This window comes from Streptomyces sp. NPDC051105, from assembly GCF_040682795.1.
In the GTDB taxonomy this organism is placed as follows: Bacteria; Actinomycetota; Actinomycetes; order Streptomycetales; family Streptomycetaceae; genus Streptomyces.
The window spans coordinates 126,466-145,255 of record NZ_JBFBBR010000008.1; the positions used below are offsets into that span (position 1 = coordinate 126,466).

Annotated in this window: 19 protein-coding genes; 10 read left to right on the forward strand and 9 right to left on the reverse strand. The window is 72.9% G+C overall.

Annotated elements, in window-relative coordinates; translation table 11 throughout:
* Nucleotides 1–37 precede the first annotated feature (37 nt).
* Complete coding sequence (locus AB0N16_RS21015) at nt 38–1,000, reverse strand: acyl-CoA dehydrogenase family protein (RefSeq protein ID WP_365798787.1); 963 nt, start codon at nt 998–1,000, stop codon at nt 38–40.
* A gap of 1 nt (nt 1,001) precedes the next feature.
* Nucleotides 1,002–2,141 (reverse strand): acyl-CoA dehydrogenase family protein, encoded by a 1,140-nt coding sequence (locus AB0N16_RS21020; RefSeq protein ID WP_365799289.1) that lies wholly within the window; start codon nt 2,139–2,141, stop codon nt 1,002–1,004.
* Nucleotides 2,142–2,194: 53 nt separating this feature from the next.
* Between AB0N16_RS21020 and AB0N16_RS21025 the strand changes: the two genes are divergently transcribed.
* The 3 genes from AB0N16_RS21025 to AB0N16_RS21035 are packed head-to-tail and all read left to right on the forward strand — an operon-like array spanning nt 2,195 to nt 4,824.
* On the forward strand, nt 2,195–2,983 hold the full coding sequence (locus AB0N16_RS21025) for an SDR family oxidoreductase (RefSeq protein WP_365798789.1): 789 nt from the start codon (nt 2,195–2,197) through the stop codon (nt 2,981–2,983).
* Nucleotides 2,984–3,008: 25 nt separating this feature from the next.
* Nucleotides 3,009–3,620, forward strand: coding sequence for a TetR/AcrR family transcriptional regulator (locus AB0N16_RS21030; RefSeq protein ID WP_365798791.1), 612 nt, complete (start codon nt 3,009–3,011; stop codon nt 3,618–3,620).
* Nucleotides 3,621–3,666: 46 nt separating this feature from the next.
* Nucleotides 3,667–4,824, forward strand: coding sequence for an acetyl-CoA C-acetyltransferase (locus tag AB0N16_RS21035; RefSeq protein WP_365798793.1), 1,158 nt, complete (start codon nt 3,667–3,669; stop codon nt 4,822–4,824).
* On the opposite strand, the gene AB0N16_RS21040 is transcribed toward AB0N16_RS21035, so the two are convergent.
* Genes AB0N16_RS21040 through AB0N16_RS21055 form a run of 4 tightly spaced genes read right to left on the reverse strand, consistent with a single transcriptional unit; the run spans nt 4,808 to nt 8,187 of the window.
* On the reverse strand, nt 4,808–5,866 hold the full coding sequence (locus AB0N16_RS21040; protein ID WP_365798795.1) for a nitronate monooxygenase: 1,059 nt from the start codon (nt 5,864–5,866) through the stop codon (nt 4,808–4,810). The genes AB0N16_RS21035 and AB0N16_RS21040 overlap by 17 nt on opposite strands.
* Nucleotides 5,866–6,594: a CoA-transferase gene (locus AB0N16_RS21045; protein WP_365798797.1), complete on the reverse strand. Its 729-nt coding sequence runs from the start codon at nt 6,592–6,594 to the stop codon at nt 5,866–5,868. Before AB0N16_RS21045 ends, AB0N16_RS21040 begins: the two co-directional genes overlap by 1 nt.
* Nucleotides 6,594–7,442, reverse strand: coding sequence for a CoA-transferase (locus AB0N16_RS21050; RefSeq protein WP_365798799.1), 849 nt, complete (start codon nt 7,440–7,442; stop codon nt 6,594–6,596). Before AB0N16_RS21050 ends, AB0N16_RS21045 begins: the two co-directional genes overlap by 1 nt.
* On the reverse strand, nt 7,435–8,187 hold the full coding sequence (locus AB0N16_RS21055) for an enoyl-CoA hydratase family protein (protein ID WP_365798801.1): 753 nt from the start codon (nt 8,185–8,187) through the stop codon (nt 7,435–7,437). The genes AB0N16_RS21050 and AB0N16_RS21055 overlap by 8 nt, the downstream gene beginning before the upstream one ends.
* Before the next feature lie 125 nt (nt 8,188–8,312).
* Between AB0N16_RS21055 and AB0N16_RS21060 the strand changes: the two genes are divergently transcribed.
* Nucleotides 8,313–9,071: an SDR family oxidoreductase gene (locus tag AB0N16_RS21060; RefSeq protein WP_365798803.1), complete on the forward strand. Its 759-nt coding sequence runs from the start codon at nt 8,313–8,315 to the stop codon at nt 9,069–9,071.
* A 1-nt stretch (nt 9,072) separates the two neighbouring features.
* On the forward strand, nt 9,073–9,978 hold the full coding sequence (locus AB0N16_RS21065) for an SDR family oxidoreductase (protein ID WP_365798805.1): 906 nt from the start codon (nt 9,073–9,075) through the stop codon (nt 9,976–9,978).
* A 180-nt stretch (nt 9,979–10,158) separates the two neighbouring features.
* Here the strand turns inward: AB0N16_RS21065 and AB0N16_RS21070 are convergent, their stop codons facing one another.
* A complete protein-coding gene (locus AB0N16_RS21070) occupies nt 10,159–11,049 on the reverse strand; it encodes a hypothetical protein (RefSeq protein ID WP_365798807.1) in 891 nt (296 codons plus the stop codon).
* Between the two features lie 145 nt (nt 11,050–11,194).
* Complete coding sequence (locus AB0N16_RS21075; protein ID WP_365798809.1) at nt 11,195–12,946, reverse strand: beta-galactosidase family protein; 1,752 nt, start codon at nt 12,944–12,946, stop codon at nt 11,195–11,197.
* A gap of 107 nt (nt 12,947–13,053) precedes the next feature.
* Here AB0N16_RS21075 and AB0N16_RS21080 point away from each other — a divergent pair, with 107 nt between their 5' ends.
* From AB0N16_RS21080 to AB0N16_RS21100, 5 genes are all read left to right on the forward strand, one after another.
* Complete coding sequence (locus AB0N16_RS21080; RefSeq protein WP_365799291.1) at nt 13,054–13,971, forward strand: AraC family transcriptional regulator; 918 nt, start codon at nt 13,054–13,056, stop codon at nt 13,969–13,971.
* A gap of 120 nt (nt 13,972–14,091) precedes the next feature.
* Nucleotides 14,092–14,436, forward strand: coding sequence for a chorismate mutase (locus AB0N16_RS21085; RefSeq protein WP_365798811.1), 345 nt, complete (start codon nt 14,092–14,094; stop codon nt 14,434–14,436).
* Nucleotides 14,437–14,646: 210 nt separating this feature from the next.
* On the forward strand, nt 14,647–17,127 hold the full coding sequence (gene pepN / locus AB0N16_RS21090; RefSeq protein ID WP_365798813.1) for an aminopeptidase N: 2,481 nt from the start codon (nt 14,647–14,649) through the stop codon (nt 17,125–17,127).
* A gap of 113 nt (nt 17,128–17,240) precedes the next feature.
* Nucleotides 17,241–18,074 carry an NAD(P)H-binding protein gene (locus tag AB0N16_RS21095; protein ID WP_365798815.1) on the forward strand — a complete coding sequence of 278 codons (834 nt, stop codon included), beginning with the start codon at nt 17,241–17,243 and terminating at the stop codon, nt 18,072–18,074.
* Nucleotides 18,038–18,190 (forward strand): hypothetical protein, encoded by a 153-nt coding sequence (locus AB0N16_RS21100; protein WP_365798817.1) that lies wholly within the window; start codon nt 18,038–18,040, stop codon nt 18,188–18,190. Before AB0N16_RS21095 ends, AB0N16_RS21100 begins: the two co-directional genes overlap by 37 nt.
* 16 nt (nt 18,191–18,206) lie before the next feature.
* On the opposite strand, the gene AB0N16_RS21105 is transcribed toward AB0N16_RS21100, so the two are convergent.
* The gene (locus AB0N16_RS21105; protein WP_365798819.1) at nt 18,207–18,755 is read right to left on the reverse strand and encodes a GNAT family N-acetyltransferase; all 549 of its coding nucleotides are present in this window, start codon (nt 18,753–18,755) and stop codon (nt 18,207–18,209) included.
* Between the last annotated feature and the right edge of the window lie 35 nt (nt 18,756–18,790).

Here is an 18,790-nt window from a genome sequence, read left to right on the forward strand (position 1 = left end):
CGGGGAACCGCGCGCCCAGCCCCCACCGCCCCGCAGTTCACGTACGACCGTTGAGAACCGTATCTCTGCACTCGTCCGGCGTCCCCCAAGCCGCCCGCAACGCCCGCGCCTTGGCCAGCCACAACGACAGGTCGTACTCCGCCGTATAGCCGATCGCCCCATGCAGTTGCAGCGCGGCCCTGGAGCTGAGGTACGCCGCCTCGCACGCGCCGAGCTTCGCCGCGGCCACATCCGAAGGAGTCATCGTCACCGCCGCCCCGAAGACCACCGGCCGGGCGAACTCCAGCGCGATCTTCACGTCGGCCAGCCGGTGCTTCACCGCCTGGAACGAGCCGACGGGCACCCCGAACTGACTCCGCTGCTTCACATACGCCACCGTGCTGTCGAGCAGCGCCAGCCCGACCCCCAGCGCCTGCGCGGCCACCGCCAGCCGTGCCCAGGTCAGCGCACCCGCCCACGCCGGCTCCGCGCTGATCAGCTCGCCGACCGGGGCGAGCGGTGTGAGTCGGCGCGCGGGGTCCAGGGACCGGCGTACCGCACCGGCGCCGGGGGAGAGCCGCCAGCCCTCCGGCGTCGCGGCGAGCCGCAGATCCGCCGCGTCCCCGTCCAGCGCGTACCCGTACCCGTGCTCGGCGACCGTCACCGTCGCCAGGGTCTCTCCCGAGGCGATACCCGGCAGGAACCGCTTCGCGAGGTCGGTCCGCTCACCGAGCAGCACCGCCGCGGCCACCGTCTCCACCAGCGGCCCGGGAACCGCATACCGTCCCAACTCCACGAACGCGAGCGCGAGTTCCACAGCCCGGCGCCCTTCCCCGCCGTACTCCTCGGGCACCGCAAGGCCGAACACCCCCGCCGCGCCGATACGCCCCCACAGCGCCCGCCCGCTCGTATGCTCCCCGCGGCTCCACTCCCGTATCACCGCCGGGGTGTCCGCTGCCGTCAGCAGCGCCCGCAGGGAGCCGGCGAAGTCACGCTGCTCGGTGTCGAGGAGGAAACGCATGTCAGCGGCGTCCCTTCGGCAGGCCGAGCAGGCGCTCGGCGACGATGTCGCGCTGGATCTCGTTGGTGCCGGCGTAGATGGGCCCGGCGAGCGAGAAGACGTATCCCTCGGACCACGAGGTGTCCGCCAACTCGCCGTCCGTGCCCAGCAGGTCGAGTGCCGTCTCGTGCAGCGCCAGGTCCAGTTCGGACCAGAACACCTTGTTCAGGCTGGACTCGGGGCCGAGCGACTCACCGTCCAGGAAGCGGGAGGCGGCCGCGTAGGTGAAGAGCTGGTAGGCGCGGGCGCCCAGGACGGCGTCGGCCACCCGGCCCGCGGCGGACTCGGGGGCGCCCTGCTCCCGCCACAGGCGCAGCAACCGGTCGGCGGCGGCCAGGAACCGGCCCGGTGACCGCAGCGTCAGCCCCCGCTCGTTCCCCGCCGCCGACATCGCTATCCGCCAGCCCTCGCCCGGCTCGCCGATCACGTCCTCGTCGGGCACGAACACCTCGTCAAGGAACAGCTCCGCGAACGCCGGCTTCCCGTCGAGGCGGCCGATCGGGCGCACGGTCACCCCCGGTGCACGCAGGTCGAACATCAGATAGGTGAGCCCCTGATGCGGCTTGGGCGCGTCCGGATCGCTGCGGAACAGGCCGAACGCGCGGTCGGCGAACGCGGCCCGTGACGACCAGGTCTTCTGGCCGCCGAGCAGCCAGCCGCCGTCCGTCCGCACCGCCCTGGCGGTGAGGGAGGCCAGATCGGAACCGGCCCCGGGCTCGGACCACGCCTGCGCCCAGACCACCTCGCCGGTGGCCATCGGCGGCAGCACCCGCGCGCGCTGCTCCTCCGTGCCGTGGTCGAAGAGGGTCGGCGCGAGCAGGCTGATGCCGTTCTGGCCGACCCGGCCCGGCGCGCCCGCCGCGTGGTACTCCTCCTCGAAGACCAGCCAGCGGATCAGCCCCGCGTCCCGGCCCCCGTACCGCTCCGGCCAGGACACCACCGACCAGCGGTCCGCGGCCAGTTCGGTCTCCCACGCGCGGTGCGCCGCGAAGCCCTCCGCGGTCTCCAGGGAGGGGAGCGGAGGGTCGGGTACGTGCTCCGCGAGCCAGGCGCGGGCCTCGGCGCGGAACTCCTCGTCGGCCGGGGTGTGGGTGAGGTCCACGGTCGCCGTCACCATCCTTCCCTAACAAGTGTTTGGTAGGTTAGCGTGGGCCCATGACAGGCGTCGAGAGTCCGGAGTACGTGCCCGGCCACGGGCTGCTTGAGGGGCGCACCGCCGTCGTCACCGCCGCGGCCGGGGCGGGGATCGGCGGTGCCACCGCACGCCGCTTCCTGGAGGAGGGCGCGCGCGTGCTGATCAGCGACGCGCACCCGCGACGGCTGAAGGAGTACGAGGCCGAGCTGGCGGCTGCGCATCCGGGTGCCGTGACCGCGCTTCCCTGCGATGTGACCGACGAGGCCCAGGTGCGGGCCCTGTTCGACACCGCCGTACGGGACCACGGCCGGCTGGACATCGTCGTCAACAACGCCGGTCTGGGCGGGACGTCGGCGCTGGCCGACATGACCGACGAGCAGTGGACCCGGGTCCTGGACGTCACTCTCAACGGCACCTTCCGGTGCCTGCGCGCCGCCCTGCGGCTCTTCCGCGAAAGCGGACGGGGCGGGGTCGTCGTCAACAACTCCTCCGTCGTCGGCTGGCGCGCCCAGGCCGGACAGGCGCACTACGCCGCCGCCAAGGCCGGCGTGATGGCGCTGACCCGGTGCGCGGCGATCGAGGCGGCCGAGTACGGGGTGCGGGTCAACGCCGTGGCGCCCAGCCTCGCCATGCATCCGCACCTGGTGAAGGTGACCTCCGCCGAACTGCTGGAGGAGCTGACCGCACGCGAGGCCTTCGGACGGTACGCCGAGCCCTGGGAGGTGGCCAACGCGATCGTCTTCCTGGCGTCCGGCTACTCCTCCTACCTCACCGGAGAGGTCGTCTCCGTCAGCAGTCAGCATCCCTGACCGCCGGAGTGCTCACAATGGACCCGTGCCGACCAAGAAGAAGCCCCAGGTGACCGCCGCCCCCGCAAGGCGCCGCGAACTCCTCGAAACCGCCGCCGAGGTCTTCGCCGAGCAGGGCTACAACGCCACCACCGTACGCAAGATCGCGGACCACGCGGGCATGCTCGCGGGCAGCCTCTACTACCACTTCGACTCCAAGGAATCGATGCTGGAGGAGATCCTGCGGACCTTCCTCGACGAGCTGTGGGGCGGCTACGACACCGTCCTGGACGCCGGACTCGGTCCCCGCGAGACCCTCGAAGCCCTGGTCACCGAGTCCTTCCGGGAGATCGACCGGCACCGCGCCGCCGTCGCGATCTACCAGAAGGAGAGCAAGCAACTGGTCGCGCAGGAGAGATTCGCCTTTCTCGCCGAGTCGCAGCGCAAGTTCGAGAAGGCGTGGCTGGCCACGCTGGAGCGCGGGGTCGCCGCACGCGTCTTCCGCGCCGACCTCGACGTCCGCCTCACCTACCGGTTCGTGCGCGACACCGTGTGGGTCGCCGCGTCCTGGTACCGGCCCGGCGGACAGCACAGCCCGGAGGAGATCGCCCGGCAGTACCTGTCGATGGTGCTGGACGGGATCGCCGTCCGTGAATAGCCCACCCATTCGCTGAAAGTCCCTTTCTGCCGAGGGAGTTGCTGACATGGCCGAGGCCTACATAGTCGAGGCGGTGCGTACGCCCGTCGGGCGGCGCGGGGGCGGACTGAGCGGGGTCCACCCGGCCGATCTGGGCGCCCATGTGCTGACCGCCCTGATCCAGCGGTCGGGCATCGACCCGGCGGCCGTCGAGGACGTCGTCTTCGGCTGTCTCGACGCGGTCGGACCGCAGGCCGGCGACATCGCCCGGACCGCCTGGCTGGCGGCCGGGCTGCCCGAGGAGGTGCCGGGCGTGACCGTCGACCGGCAGTGCGGCTCCTCCCAGCAGGCCGTGCACTTCGCCGCGCAGGCCGTGCTCTCCGGCACCCAGGACCTGGTGGTCGCGGGCGGCGTCCAGAACATGTCCCAGATCCCGATCGCCTTCGCCTCCCGGCAGGCCGCCGAGCCGCTGGGGCTGACCGAGGGCCCCTTCCTGGGCAGCGAGGGCTGGCGCGCCCGGTACGGCCGGCAGCCCGTCAACCAGTTCGCCGGCGCCGAGATGATCGCCGCCAAGTGGGGCATCAGCCGCCGGGACCAGGAGGAGTTCGCCCTGAACTCCCACCGGAGGGCGCTGCGCGCCATCGACGCGGGCCGCTTCGAGCGCGAGACCGTGCCCTACGGCCCGGCCGCCGTGGACGAGGGCCCGCGCCGGGACACCTCCCTGGAGAAGATGGCCGCTCTCAAGCCGGTCGTCGACGGCGGCACCATCACCGCCGCCTGCTCCTCCCAGGTCTCCGACGGCGCCGCCGCGATGCTGCTCGCCTCCGAACGGGCGGTCCGCGAACACGGGTTGCGCCCCCGCGCCCGCGTCCACCACCTCTCGGTCCGCGGCGAGGACCCCATCCGGATGCTCTCCGCCCCCATCCCGGCCACCGCGCACGCCCTGAAGAAGACCGGCCTGACCATCGACGCCATCGACCTCGTCGAGATCAACGAGGCCTTCGCCCCGGTCGTCCTGGCCTGGCTCAAGGAGACTGGCGCCGACCCCGCCAAGGTCAACGTCAACGGCGGTGCGATCGCCCTCGGCCACCCGCTCGGCGCCACCGGCGTCAAGCTGATGACCACCCTCTTGCACGAACTGGAGCGCACCGGCGGCCGGTACGGTCTCCAAACCATGTGCGAGGGCGGGGGACAGGCGAACGTGACGATCATCGAGCGGCTCTGAGCCCCTCCAGCCCGCGCACCACCTCGTCCGCCTCCTTCATGATGCGTGCCACCAGCTCCGCGCACGACGGCAGGTCGTCGATCACCCCGGCGACCTGCCCGGACGCCATCACCCCGAGATCCGTGCGGCCCTCCACCATCGCCGACCTGAGCAGCATCGGGGTGTTGGCGGCGAGCAGCACCTGACTCCAGGACAGGTCCTTGCCGTGCCGCAGGGCCAGACCGTCCCGGATCAGCTGCCGCCGGCTGAGCCCGGAGAGTCTCCGGAAGGCGGCCGCATGGCGCACGGCCCGCAGCAACCGTCGCGTCCGGCCGGCGTTCTCCAGGGAGTCGACCAGCGGGGTCCGCAGCATCCGGTGCGGCAGCCCGTCCACCGCCCTGGTCACCGTGACGTCCTTGACCGTCGCCCCCAGATATCTCGCCTTCACCGCGTCCGGCACCGTCGAGTCCGAGGTGAGCAGGAAACGGGTCCCCATCGCCACCCCCGCCGCCCCGTACGCCAGCGCCGCCACCAGTCCACGCCCGTCGAAGAACCCCCCGGCGGCGACCACCGGTATCCGCACCGCGTCCACCACCTGCGGCAGCAGCACGCTCGTCGCCACCTCCCCGGTGTGCCCGCCGCCCTCACCACCCTGCACGATCACCGCGTCCGCACCCCACGCCGCGACCTTCTCGGCATGCCGCCGCGCCCCGACCGAGGGGATCACCAGCACGCCCGCCCCCTTCAGCTCGGCGATCAGCTCGGGGGAGGGGGCGAGCGCGAACGACGCCACCCGCACACCCCCGTCGACGATCAACCGGACCCGGTCGCCGGCGTCGGCCGCGTCCGCCCGCAGGTTCACCCCGAACGGGGCGTCCGTACGGCACCGCACCTCGGCTATCGCGGCACGCAGCTGGTCGAGGGTCATCGTCGCGGAGGCCAGGATGCCGAGAGACCCGGCCTCGGCCGTCGCGGAGACCAGACGGGGGCCCGCCACCCAGCCCATCCCCGTCTGCACGATCGGATACCGGACCCCGACCAGCCGGGTGAGCGCGGTCTCCATCAGCCCGCGACCTCCTTCGTCCGCGCGCCGCCGGGATCCAGCACCTCACGGATCAGCCGCAGCTCCTCCGGGCCGGGTGCGCGGGTGTACGGCACCTCGTCCGGGACGGCGAGCTCGAAGTCCGTGGCCTCCCGCACCTGACCGACGCTCACCCCCGGATGCAGTGCGGCCAGCCGCATCGAGCGGTCCGGGGTCTCGAAGTCGAAGACACCGAGGTCGGTGACGACCCTCGGGATGCGGTGGAAGCGTTCTGTGCCCGGGTGCGCGGCCACCCGGTCGTACCCCACCCCGCACACCATGTCGACCTTCGCCACGAACACCCGCCGGGAGTGCTTCGGGACCCAGTAACTCGTCGGATTGTTCAGTGTGTTGAGGGGCGCGCCGCGCACGCCGAGCAGCTGGCGGCGGGGCCGGGACCAGTCGCCGATGGCCGAGATGTTCTGGTTGCCGTACCGGTCGAGCTGGCTCGCGCCCATCATCACGTGCCGGCGGCCACCGGCCACCAGGGTGAGGTGCTGCCGGTACGGTAGCCAGCCCTCGGGGGTGCCGTCCGGGCGGACCAGCAGGGCCTCGCCGTCGGTCAGCAGCAGGTCAGGGGCGAAGGTGAGCCGGGCCAGCCGGGCGCCCAGGGAGGGGATCAGGCCCATCGGGCTCGCCAGGATCTCACCGGCGCCGCGCCAGGCCTCGGCGCAGGCGATGACACAGTAGTCGGCGCGCAGTACGTCCATCAGCCCTGCTCCTCCTGCCAGTTCCGCACCGCCGAGCGGTAGGCCTGCTCGTCCCCGGACAGGAACCGCCCGGAGAACTCCGCCCACGGGGTCGTCGCGTACAGCCGCTGGAAGTCCTCGTCCCGCCCGTGGTCGGGTGCGCAGGAGGTGAAGTGCGCACCGCCCGGGGCCTCCACCACCCCCGTCACGTGCAGCCGCTTGACCAGCAGCGACTGTGCGGCCGCCGTCTTCGTCAACTCGGCCGTGTCCACGATCTGTTCGCAGGAGACATAGGCGGTGTCCGCCGCCTCGCAGAACAGGTCGTCGAAGTACGGGTCCGGTCCCAGATACTGCCCGTTGCCCAGCCGGTCGGCACGGTTGACGTGGACCAGGGCCGCGTCCAGGCGCAGGGCGGGCATCGCCACGAAGGTCTCCCCGTCGTCGTACGGCGACGTCACCGTCCGCAGGCCGGGGTTGACCCGCATGACGTCCGAGCCGAGCCCCGCGCGCACCGGCAGGAAGGGCAGCCGGTTCGCGGCCGCGTGCAGGCCCCACATGAACATGCCCTCGTCGACCTCCATCAGCTCGAAGGCCCCACGCTCGCGCGCCGCCCGGTAGTGCGGTTCCAGCGGGACGGAGTCGAGGGTGACGAAGGGCGCCACCAGCTTGCGCACCCGGCCGGCCGCGACCAGCATCCCGACGTCCGGGCCGCCGTAGGAGACCAGGGTGAGGTCATCGACGCCACTCCGGAGTACGGCTCTGACCAGGGACATCGGCTTGCGTCGGGAACCCCAGCCGCCGATGCCGAGGGTCATGCCGCTGGTCAGCCGGGCGACGGCCTCGTCGGCGGTCATCGTCTTGTCAGTCACTTCCCGCACCCTCCTTCCCGAAGGTGTCACGGACCCGGTCGGCCACCCCGCTGAGGGCGGCCTCGAAGGTGAAGCCCTGTTCCCATCGGTAGCTGCGCCGCACGTCGACGGGGTCGATGCCGTTGATGGCGGCCTTGGCCAGGCGCAGCAGCCGGCCGTCCTTCGCGGCTATCTCCCGCGCCAGCTCCAGCGCCGCGGCGAACAGCTCCCCCCGCGACACCACCCGCCACACCGAGCCGTGCGCGTGCAGCTGGGCCGCGGTCGCCGTGCGCGAGGTGTAGTACAGCGTCCGCATCACATGCGGCGGGACCAGCCGGGCCAGGTGCGTGGCCGCGCCCAGCGCGCCCCGGTCCAGCTCGGGCAGCCCGAAGACGGCGTCCTCGCTCGCCACGATCGCGTCCGCGTTGCCCACCAGGCCTATCCCGCCGCCCAGGCAGAAGCCGTGCACGGCCGCCACCACCGGGGTCTCGCACTCGTACACCGCCGCGAACGCCTCCGCGCAGCCCCGGTTGGCGCCGAGCAGCGCATCGTTCCCGTCCGCCTGTATCTCCTTGATGTCCACGCCCGCGCTGAAACCGCGGCCCCGCGCGGCCAGCACCACGCACCGGGTTCCGGGGTCGCGGCCCGCCGCGCGCACCGCGTCCGCCAGCGCGAACCAGCCGCGCACCGGCAGCGCGTTCACCGGCGGGTGGTCGACCGTGACCAGCGCGACGCCCTTTTCCGGAAACGAGGTGGAGACACCCATGGACGCATCAGCTACCTTCGCACTCAGCTACCTTTCCACCAAACATTTGTTAGGTGTGAGGCTTCGAAGCTAGCAGCCGCTGCGAGCGAGCGGGAGGCCCTGTGGAAAACCCGGAACGAGGCCCTGTGGACGACTCGTTGCGCGGCCGGACCGTCGTGGTCACCGGTGGAACCAGAGGCGTGGGCGCCGGAATCGCCCGGGCCTTCGCCGAGGCCGGCGCCCAGGTGCTGACCTGTGCCCGCCGGCCGCCCGAACAACCCCTCGACGGCATCGGGTTCACCCCCGTCGACCTGCGCGACCCGCCCGCCGTGCGCGCGTTCTTCGACACCCTTCCCCGGGTCGACGTGCTCGTCAACAACGCGGGCGGCACCCCCTACCGGCGGCTCGCCGAAGCGGACGCCGAGCGGCACGCCCGGGTGATCGAGCTGAACCTCCTCACCCCGCTGACCGCCTCCCTCGCCGCCTACGAGCACCTGCGGCGGGCCCGGGGAGCCGTGGTGATGATCGGCAGTGTCAGCGGTGGCCGCCCCTCGCCGGGCTCCGCCGCCTACGGCGCGGCCAAAGCGGGACTGGAGAACCTCGCCCGGTCCATGGCGGTGGAGTGGGCACCGGAGGTCCGGGTCAACACGCTGGTCGTCGGCATGGTCCGTACTGAGCTGGCCCACCTCCACTACGGCGGCCAGGACGGCGTCGACGCCGTCTCCCGCACCGTCCCGCTGGGCCGCCTCGCCGTCCCGTCCGACGTGGGGGCCGCCGCCGTCTTCCTCGCCTCCGACGCGGCCGCCTACATCAGCGGGGCGAGCCTGCTCGTGCACGGCGGCGGGGAACGGCCCCCCTTTCTCGATGCCGCTACTGCCAACAAGCCGTCCGACCAGGAGGACTGAGATGAGCGGAATCTGCGCGGGCCGGGTCGTGGTCGTCACCGGCGCCGGGCGCGGCCTCGGCCGGGCCCACGCGCTGGCCTTCGCCGCCGAGGGCGCCCGGGTCGTCGTCAACGACCTCGGTGTCGGCCTCGACGGCGTGCCGGGGCCGGACCATCCCGCCGGGGCCGTCGTGGACGAGATCCGCGCGGCCGGCGGCGAGGCGGTCGCGCACGACGGTGACATCGCGACCACCGCCGGGGCCGCCTCGCTGATCGGAACGGCCGTGGAGACCTACGGCCGGCTCGACACCCTCGTGAACAACGCCGGCTTCCTGCGCGACCGGATGCTCGTCAACCTCGGCGAGGACGACTGGGACGCGGTCATGCGGGTGCACCTCAAGGGCCACTTCCTGCCGCTGCGGCACGCGGCCGGACACTGGCGGGCCGAGGCGAAGGCGGGCCGCGCCCCGGTGGCCCGGATCGTCAACACCAGCAGCGGAGCGGGCCTGCTGGGCTCGGTCGGGCAGGGCAACTACAGCGCGGCCAAGGCCGGCATCGTCGGCCTCACTCTGGTGGCGGCCGCCGAACTGGCCCGCTACGGCGTCCAGGTCAACGCCGTCGCCCCGGCCGCCCGCACCCGGATGACCGAGCGCGCGTTCGCCACGACCATGGCCGCCCCCGACTCCGGCTTCGACGCCATGGCCCCGGAGAACGTCTCCCCGCTCGTGGTCTGGCTGGGCTCCGCCGCGAGCGCCGGGGTCACCGGGCGGGTGTTCGAGACCGAGGGCGGCCGGATCACCGTCATGGAGGGCTGGCGGGCGGGACCGACCGCCGACAAGGGCGCCCGCCGGAGTCCGGCCGAGGCGGGGGAGACGGCACTGAAACTGCTGGCCGAGGCGGCGGCGCCGGGGGCGGTGTACGGGGCCTGACCGGCGGGCCGGGCCAGTGCTGCGACCGGAAAGGTTCACCGGCTCGCGACGCCCGGCACGGCACCTCGCCGCGTTGTCGCACCAACCGAGTACATCCCGTACGCGGGTGATGCTCCGCCTTGCGACGCACCGCACCGGACGCCGCGAGCTTCCCGGCAGACCCTTCCGGTCACAGCACTACTAGGTGTCGCACTCCAGTACCGTCCGGCACAGCGAGCACCGGGCCCGGACCCGGCCCCGTACCGGCACCCTGATCCGCTGGTGGCAGGTCGGGCACGGGAACGAGACCCGCAACTGACCGCCGCCGTCGGGGGTGAAGGTGTAGGGGGTGGCGGACCGCGGGGCCGGGGCCGCGGGGGCGTGCCGGCGGTCCCGGGCGTAGCGGCGGCGGCCCGCCCAGCCCGCCGCGGTCAGCGGCGGCTGCTCCTCGTCCTGGCGGGCCCGGGCCCTCCCCTTCTCGTACGCCGTGTAGGCCTGCGGGCTGGTGAACCAGACGGACGGGTCCTCGTGGAAGACCACGGCTCGCTTCGCCAGGACGTAGCCGAACTCCTCCGGGGTGAGATAGCCGAGCTTCTGGGACGCCTCCCCGTGCTCCCGGTAGGCGTCGAGCAGCAGCCAGCCCGCGCCCAGGTAGGTGGTCGCGGTGTCCGTGAGGATCTCGTTCGCCGGGATGCTCGGGAAGGACAGGTCCAGCCGGTGCAGATAGACGTGCATCACCTCGTGGGCGAGGGCCGCGCCGATGTCCCCGCGATGGGTGCGGAAACGGTCGTTCAGCTCGATGAAGTACTCGGGGCCCGCGGTGAGTTCGACGTTCGCTGCGTGGGTCATCTCCCGGAAGCCGACGATCATCCGGGCGTCCGGCAGCCGGAAGTGCCGGACCATCTCGTGAGCGACGCGCTGGGCGCCGAGGTGGAGGTCGTCGGTGTCGCAGAACGCGACGTCGGCGGGGAGCACGCTGGTGGCGAAGGTCTGGACGGTGTCGTACGACAGGCGCCGGTACAACGCCGTGATGGCGGCCCGCACGGTGTCCAGGTGCGGGTAGCCGTGTTCTACCGGGCCGCCGTTCGCCACGTCCCTTACCCCCACAGACGCCGCCGGAGCTTTTTTCCACTGTATGCGGGATATCCGGGACAGGAGGTTCTTCGTCGGCCGCGGGTGGTGGGGGCTTGTCGCGCCCACGCGGCGGCAGCCGCACATCGATACGGCCCCGCGTCCCCTAAAGGGGCGCCATCCTGACCGTTCCTTGATCGGTGTGCTGGAGTTCCAGGATCCACACCTCGTTCTCGCCCTCCTTCACCACCGGACCCGGCACGTACAACGACTCCTGCGGGCCCGCCGACCAGTAGCGGCCCAGGTTGAATCCGTTGATCCAGACGAAGCCGCGGGTCCAGCCGGGGAGTGCCAGGCGGGCGTCCCCGGCGCCGTGGACCGTCACCGCGCCCCGGTAGAGCCCGGGCGCGCCGTCCTCCGGGAGCGAGTCGAACGCAACCGCCTCCACACCCCCCTCGAACGCGTCCAGATCCAGCCCCCGCGCGCGTACCCCGTGCAGGAACTGGCGTTCGTGCAGGAGGCCGCCGGTGATGCCCTTCGTCTCGCCGGAGCGGGGCCCGTAGTTGACGCGACCCAGGGACTCCACCCAGAGCTCCACGCGCGCGGGGCCGGCGATCGGCTCCTTGAGCTGGGGTTCCTCCTCGGTGAGCACGCCGGCCCGCTCCCCGTCGACGTACACGACGGCCAGATCGCGCAGCCCCCGCGCGGTGAGCGGATACGGCCGGCGGGGTCCCGGCACGTCCGCCGCGTAGCGGACCAGGCCCCGGCCGATGCCCAGCTCCTCGAACGTGGGCGGGACGGCGTGGACCCGTTCCGGGCCGCCGAGCGTTTCCAGGACGCCGGCCAGGGATGCCCAGCCGGTGACCGTCACGTCGGCCGCCGAGACCAACCCGGCGGGCGCGGGCGGCGGTTCGGGCAGGGGCTCGGCGTGGTAGTCGGCCAGCACCTCGCGGAAACGCCAGAACTTCTCCGTGGTGCGGCCGTACTCGTCGATCGGCGCGTCGTAGTCGTACGACGTCACGTCCGCCTCCAGCGGGCCCTCGTGCAGGTCGCCGCCGGGCCGGTTGGCGCCCGCCCAGCCGGCGAAGTTGGTTCCGCCGTGCGCCATGTAGACGTTCACGGAGGCCCCGCAGTCGAGGATCTCGCGCAGTGCCGCCGTCGCGTCCCCGGCGTCCCGTACGACGTGCTCGCCGCCCCAGTGGTCGAACCAGCCGCACCAGAACTCCATGCACATCAGCGGGCCCCCCGGCTGGTGCCGGCGCAGGGTCTCGAACGCCACGCGCGCGTGGGAGCCGAAGTTCACCGTCGCGAGCAGCCCCGGGACCGAGCCGCCGGTGAGCATGTGGTCCTCGGGGCCGTCCGAGGTGAACAGCGGCACGGTGACGCCCTGCGCGCGCAGCAGCTCCGTGAGATGGGCCAGGTAGTCGGCGTCGGAACCGTAGCTGCCGTACTCGTTCTCGACCTGGACCATGATCACCGGGCCGCCCCGGTCCAGCTGCCGGGGCACGAGCTCGGACAGCAGCCGGTGGAACCAGCGGTCCACGTAGTGGAGGAAACGCTCGTCACGCGTGCGTGCCCGGGCGCCGAGCTCACCGGTCACCCAGTGCGGCAGACCGCCGTTCTCCCACTCCGCGCAGATGTACGGCCCCGGGCGCACGATCGCCCACAGGCCCGCGTCCCGTGCCGCGTCCAGGAAGCGGCCGAGGGCCCCGACGTCCTTGAAGGAGCCCGGCCGCGGCTCGTGCAGGTTCCACGGGACGTACGTCTCCACGCAGTTCAGCCCCATGGCCCGCAGCAGCGCCAGCCTGTGGTCCCACTGCTCCTCGTGCACCCGGAAGTAGTGCAGCGCGCCGGACAGCAGCCGTACCGGGCGGCCGTCGAGCAGGAAATCCGTTTCGCCCACCGTGAAGTCGCTCATAGGCTCACCTTGGCCCCCTGGCGGCCGCCGAGACCATGGACAAAGATCGGCAGCAGTTGGACTGAAGGGCCGAGAAGAAGGAGCACGCAGTGCCGGGAGGGGTGCCGATCTTCCGCACCTGGATGCGGTTCTTCACACCCGGCCCCGTCCAGCACCGCCTCGGCCTGGTCTGCCAGGGCGTCGGCCTCCAGTACGGCGCGGTGCCCGCCGTCGGCCCGCGCGTGCTCGACGGGCACGTCGCCGTGGTGATCAGCTCCGGCCGGGGCTGGTACCGCACGCCCGACGGGCGCCGTACGCCGGTCACCGCGCCCGCGCTGGTGTGGCTGACGCCGGGCGTCGCGCACCACTACGGGCCCGACCCGGACAGCGGCTGGGACGAGGCCTTCGTGACCTTCACCGGGCCCGACACCGCCACCTACACGGAGCTCGGCTACATCGAGCCCGAGCGGCCCGTGGTGCCCCTGGCGGACGCCGCCGGACCCCGGGACGTCATCGCCCGGATCGCCAGGGCCGCCCGCCGCGGCAACCCCCTCCTGGAGGTCGAGACCGGCGCCGCCGTGCACGAACTCCTGGTCGCCCTGCGTCGCGCGCGTGCCGACCTGGCCCCCGACGGGGACCCGGTGCTGCAGGCACTCGCCCGGGACGCCTGCACCGGCATGACCGTCGCCGACCATGCGGCCCGGCACGGCATGACCCCGGCCGAGCTGCGCACCGCCGTCCGCCGGATCGCCGGGTGCAGCCCCAAGGACTACCTGATCGGCATCCGGCTCGGCCGCGCCCAGGAACTCCTCGCCACCACCGAACTCTCCGTCGCCGCCGTCGCCCGCCGCGTCGGCTACGACGACCCGGCCTACTTCTCCCGCCTGTTCACGCGCCGCGTCGGCATGGCACCCGTCCGCTTCCGCGCCCAGCAGAGCCGAGCCGTCCCCGACGACTGGAACGACGGCCTCGGCGCCGACGGGCTCAGCGCCGACGGGCTCAGCGAGGAAGGGCCCAGCCCGGACGGCCTGAGCGGCGGCGGCTGAACGGCGGCGGCTGAACGGCGGCGGCCTCGGCGACGGCGGCTGAACATCGGCGGCCTCGGCGACGGCGGCCTGAGAGAAGGCCTTAGTGATCACGCCGTCGTCCCCTTAGGGTTGACGCCCATGACCACCAGCAACACCGGTACCGGTGACGTCGACCCCGCCGTCCGCGCCGAGCTCGGCCGGCTGCGCGACAGCATCGACAACATCGACGCGGCCGTCGTCCACCTGCTCGCCGAACGCTTCAAGGCCACCCAGCAGGTCGGCCGCCTCAAGGCGGTCCACCGGCTGCCCCCGGCCGACCCGGCCCGCGAGGCCCGCCAGATCGCCCGGCTGCGCGCCCTCGCCGAGAACGCCAAGCTCGACCCCGCCTTCGCCGAGAAATTCCTGACCTTCATCATCGCCGAGGTGATCAGACACCACGAGTCCATCGCCGAGGACACCGACGGGCCGGCGGACGCGTCCTGACCCGGCCGCACGCCCCGTAGAGCGCCCGGCCCCACCGGGCCACCGGCGGTGCCGAGGCGCTCGAACAGGCGCTCGCCGGGCAGGCCGGCCGCCGGCCGCACCGCGCCCACCAGCGCCGTCCCGTCCCGCCGCACGGCCAGGGCCCGGACATAAGCCGCGAACCACTCCCACCTCTGTGCGTTGTCGGTGTCATCGGGCAGCATGGCCCGCATGTCCGTACTGACTCGCGACGAAGCGCAGAGCCGCGCCGAGCTCCTCGACGTCCACCGCTACACGATCGACCTCGACCTGACCACCGGGGACGAGACCTTCGACTCCCGAACAGTGATCAGGTTCACGGTTCGGTCCGACGGCGACACCTTCGTGGAGATGAAGCCCGTCGAACTGCGTGCCGTCGGCCTCGACGGACAGCCCCTGGACCCCGGGGCGCTGGACCAGGACCGGCTGCCCCTGAAGAACCTCACCGCCGGGGAGCACGAGCTGCGCGTCGACGCCACGATGCGCTACTCCCGCACCGGCGAGGGCATGCACCGCTTCACCGACCCCACCGACGACGAGACGTACGTCTACACCCAGCTCTTCCTCGACGACGTACAGCGCGTCTTCGCCGCCTTCGACCAGCCCGACCTCAAGGCCGTCTTCGAGCTGTCCGTCAAGGTCCCCGAGGACTGGACCGTGCTTGCCAACGGGGTCACCGAGCACCTCGGCGAGGGCCGCTGGCGGGCCGCCGCCACCCCGCTGATCGCCACCTACCTGGTCGCCGTCGCCGCCGGCCCCTGGCACTCGGTGCGCACCGAGCACCGCGGCCTGCCCTTCGGCATCCACTGCCGCCGCTCGCTCGCACCGCACCTCGACGCCGACGCCGAGGAGATCCTCGACATCACGCGCGCGTGCTACGACCGCTACCACGAGAAGTTCGAGGAGCCCTACCCCTTCGACTCCTACGACCAGGCGTTCGTCCCCGAGTTCAACGCCGGCGCCATGGAGAACCCCGGCCTGGTCACCTTCCGCGACGAGTTCGTCTACCGCTCCGCCGTCACCGACACCGAGCGGCAGACCCGCGCGATGGTCATCGCCCACGAGATGGCCCACATGTGGTTCGGCGACCTCGTCACCCTGAAGTGGTGGGACGACATCTGGCTGAACGAGTCGTTCGCCGAGTACATGGGCTACCAGACCCTCACCGAAGCCACCCGCTTCACCGAGACCTGGGTCGACTTCGGCGTGTCCCGCAAGGCCTGGGGCTACGACGCCGACCAGCGCCCCTCCACCCACCCGGTCGCCCCCGAGGCCGTCGACGACACCGCCGCCGCCCTGCTCAACTTCGACGGCATCTCCTACGCCAAGGGCGCCTCCGCGCTGCGCCAGCTGGTCGCCTGGATGGGCGAGAAGGACTTCCTCGCCGGCATCAACATCCACTTCCGGCGGCACCGGTTCGGCAACGCCGCCCTCGCCGACTTCATCGACTCCCTCGCCGCCGCCACCGAACGCGACGTGCACGCCTGGGCCGACGCCTGGCTGCGCACCACCGGCGTCGACACCCTCACCCCGGCCCTGGCCACCGCCCCCGACGGCACCCGCACCCTCACCGTCGAGCGCACCGGCAACCGCCCGCACCGCGTCTGCGTCGGCGTCTACGACCGGGACCTCGCCGAGGGCCGGCTCACCCTGCGCGAGCGCATCGACCTCGACATCCCGCAGAGCGCCCCACAGCCCCTCGGCAAGCGCCCCGCGCTACTCCTGCTCAACGACGGCGACCTGACCTACGCCAAGGTCCGCTTCGACGCCGAGTCCGCCAGGACCGTCCGCGCCGGCCTGGCCGGCCTGCCCGACCCGCTCACCCGCGCGGTGGTCTGGAACGCCCTGCGGGACGCGGTCCGCGACGGCGAGCTCCCGCCCGCCGACTACCTGGAGACCGCCCGGGCCCATCTCCCGCGCGAGACCGACCTCGCCCTCGTCCAGGGCGTGCTGGCCTTCACCGCGGTCCAGGTCGTCGACCGGTACCTCAGGCCGGAGGACCGCCCGGCCGCCCTCGCCACCGTCTCCGCCCTGTGCCGCGACTTCATCCGGCGCACCGAGGACGGCGACAACCCCGGCCTGCGCCTGATCGCCGTACGGCACTTCATCCGCGCGGCCGCCCACCCCGACGCCATCGCCGCCTGGCTCGCCGAGGGCACCGTGCCCGGCGGCCCCGAACTCGACCCCGAGCTGCGCTGGCGCATCCTGAGCCGGCTCGCCGTCCTCGGCGCCACCGACGAGGCACAGATCGCCGCCGAACTGGCCCGCGACCCCAGCGCCAGCGGCCAGGAGGGCGCCGCCCGCTGCCGGGCCGCGCTGCCCGACCCCGAGGCCAAGCGCCAGGCCTGGGAGGCGATGTTCAGCGGCGATGACCTGTCCAACTACCTGTTCACCGCCACCGCCCAGGGCTTCTGGCACCCCGAACAGGCCGACCTCGTCCGGGAGTACGTTCCGCGCTACTACCAGGACGCGGCCGCCGTCGCCGCCCGTCGCGGCCCCGCCATCGCCGCCGTCGCCGGCCGCGAGGCCTTCCCCGCCCACGCCGTCGACGCCGAGAACCTCGCCCTGGGCCGGGCCTGTCTGCGCGACGCCGACCCGGTCATCGCCCTGCGCCGCCGCCTGACGGACGAACTCGACGACCTGGAGCGGGCGTTGCGGGTCCGCGAGGCGTAGGACCGCCGACGTAGGACGACACGGGCGCGGCTGGTCCCTGATGACGATGCGGGGGCCCGCCGCCGCTCCTAGGCTCGGTGCCGAAGAAGCACCAGAGACCCAGGGAGAAACCCGTGTTCGTAGTCACCGGTGCCACCGGCAACGTCGGCCGCGCCCTCGTCGCACGTCTCGTCGCCGACGGACAGCCCGTGCGCGCGCTCACCCGCGCCCCGGAGACGGCCGGCCTGCCCGACAAAGCCGAGGTGGTGCGATTCCGGCCGGACGACCAGGCCCCCCTGTTCGAGGGTGCGGACAAGGTCTTCCTGTACGTCCAGGGCGCCGACGGCCGGATGCCCAAGCTGCTGGACGCGGCCCGCGCGGCCGGAGTCCGACAGGTCGTCCTGCTCTCCTCCGGGATCATCCAGGAGGGCGCCGACGAAACCCACCCGATCCACGCCATGCACGCCACCGCCGAGCGGCAGATCCGCGACAGCGGCCTCGCCTGGACGTTCCTGCGCCCCAACGCGTTCGCCACCAACGCCCTCCAGTGGGCACCCCAGATCCGGGCCGGCGACACCGTCCGCGGTGTCTTCGCCGACATGCTCACGGCACCCATCCACGAGGACGACATCGCCGCCGTCGCGGAACGCGCCCTCCTCGACGACGGCCACGAGGGCGCCGTCCACCGCCTCACCGGCCCCGCCGCGACCACCAACACCGACCAGATCGCCGCGATCGGGCGGGCCGTCGGCCGGGACCTGACCTTCGTCGAGGTGGGACCGGCGGAGGCGGCCCCGCTGCTCTTCCCGCAGACACCGCCGGAGCTGGTCAGGGGCATCCTGAAGACCTTCGCGGACACCGTCGGCGTCGCTCCCGAGATCACCACCACGGTCGAGGAGATCACCGGCAGCCCGGCCCGTACCTTCGAGCAGTGGGCCAAGGACCACGCGGCCGACTTCCAGCCCTGACGCTCCTGGAGGCCCTGGAGGCCCTGGAGGCCCTGGAGGCCCTGGAGGCCCTGGAGGCCCTGGAGGTCCTGGAGGTCCTGGAGGTCCTGGAGACCCTGAAGGCTCTGAGTTTCTGACGCCCGACCAGAGCCCTCAGTCCGCCGCCAGCCGTAGTTCCGCCCGGCGCACGCCTCCTTCCCGGGGTCCCGCGCGCCGGTTGCCCACCTCGGCCGCCCCGGGCGCCTCCGCGCCCAGCGTGAAGCCCAGGCGCTCCAGGAAGCGCTCCCCGGACCGCCAGCCCGGCGGCACGCTCGCCGTCACCCGGGAGACCCCCTCGGCATGCGCGAGCAGCGACTCGGCCAGCGTCCGCCCGAGGCCCCGGCCCCGCGCCCAGGGCGCCAGCAGGAACAGGCCCACCGCGACCGCACCCGGCCCCGGATGGTTCCGTACCGCGTCCACCAGGCCCGAGACGACCCCGTCCCGCTCCAGCACGAGCAGCACCTTGTCGTCCGGGTCGGCGCCCTCGGGCAGCCCGTAGAAGAGGCTCTGCACATCGCCCGGCCCCGACGGCAGTCCCGTCGCCGCCACGAACCAGTCCTCGCACGCCTCGAACAGGTCGAGGAGCGGCCCCTCGTCCGAGGGCAGCGGCTCCCGCACCAACACCCGCTCACCGGGCACCTCGATCATCCACGCGTCAACCACCCGACCGACGTTAACCCCGGTCAGCCCCGGTCTCA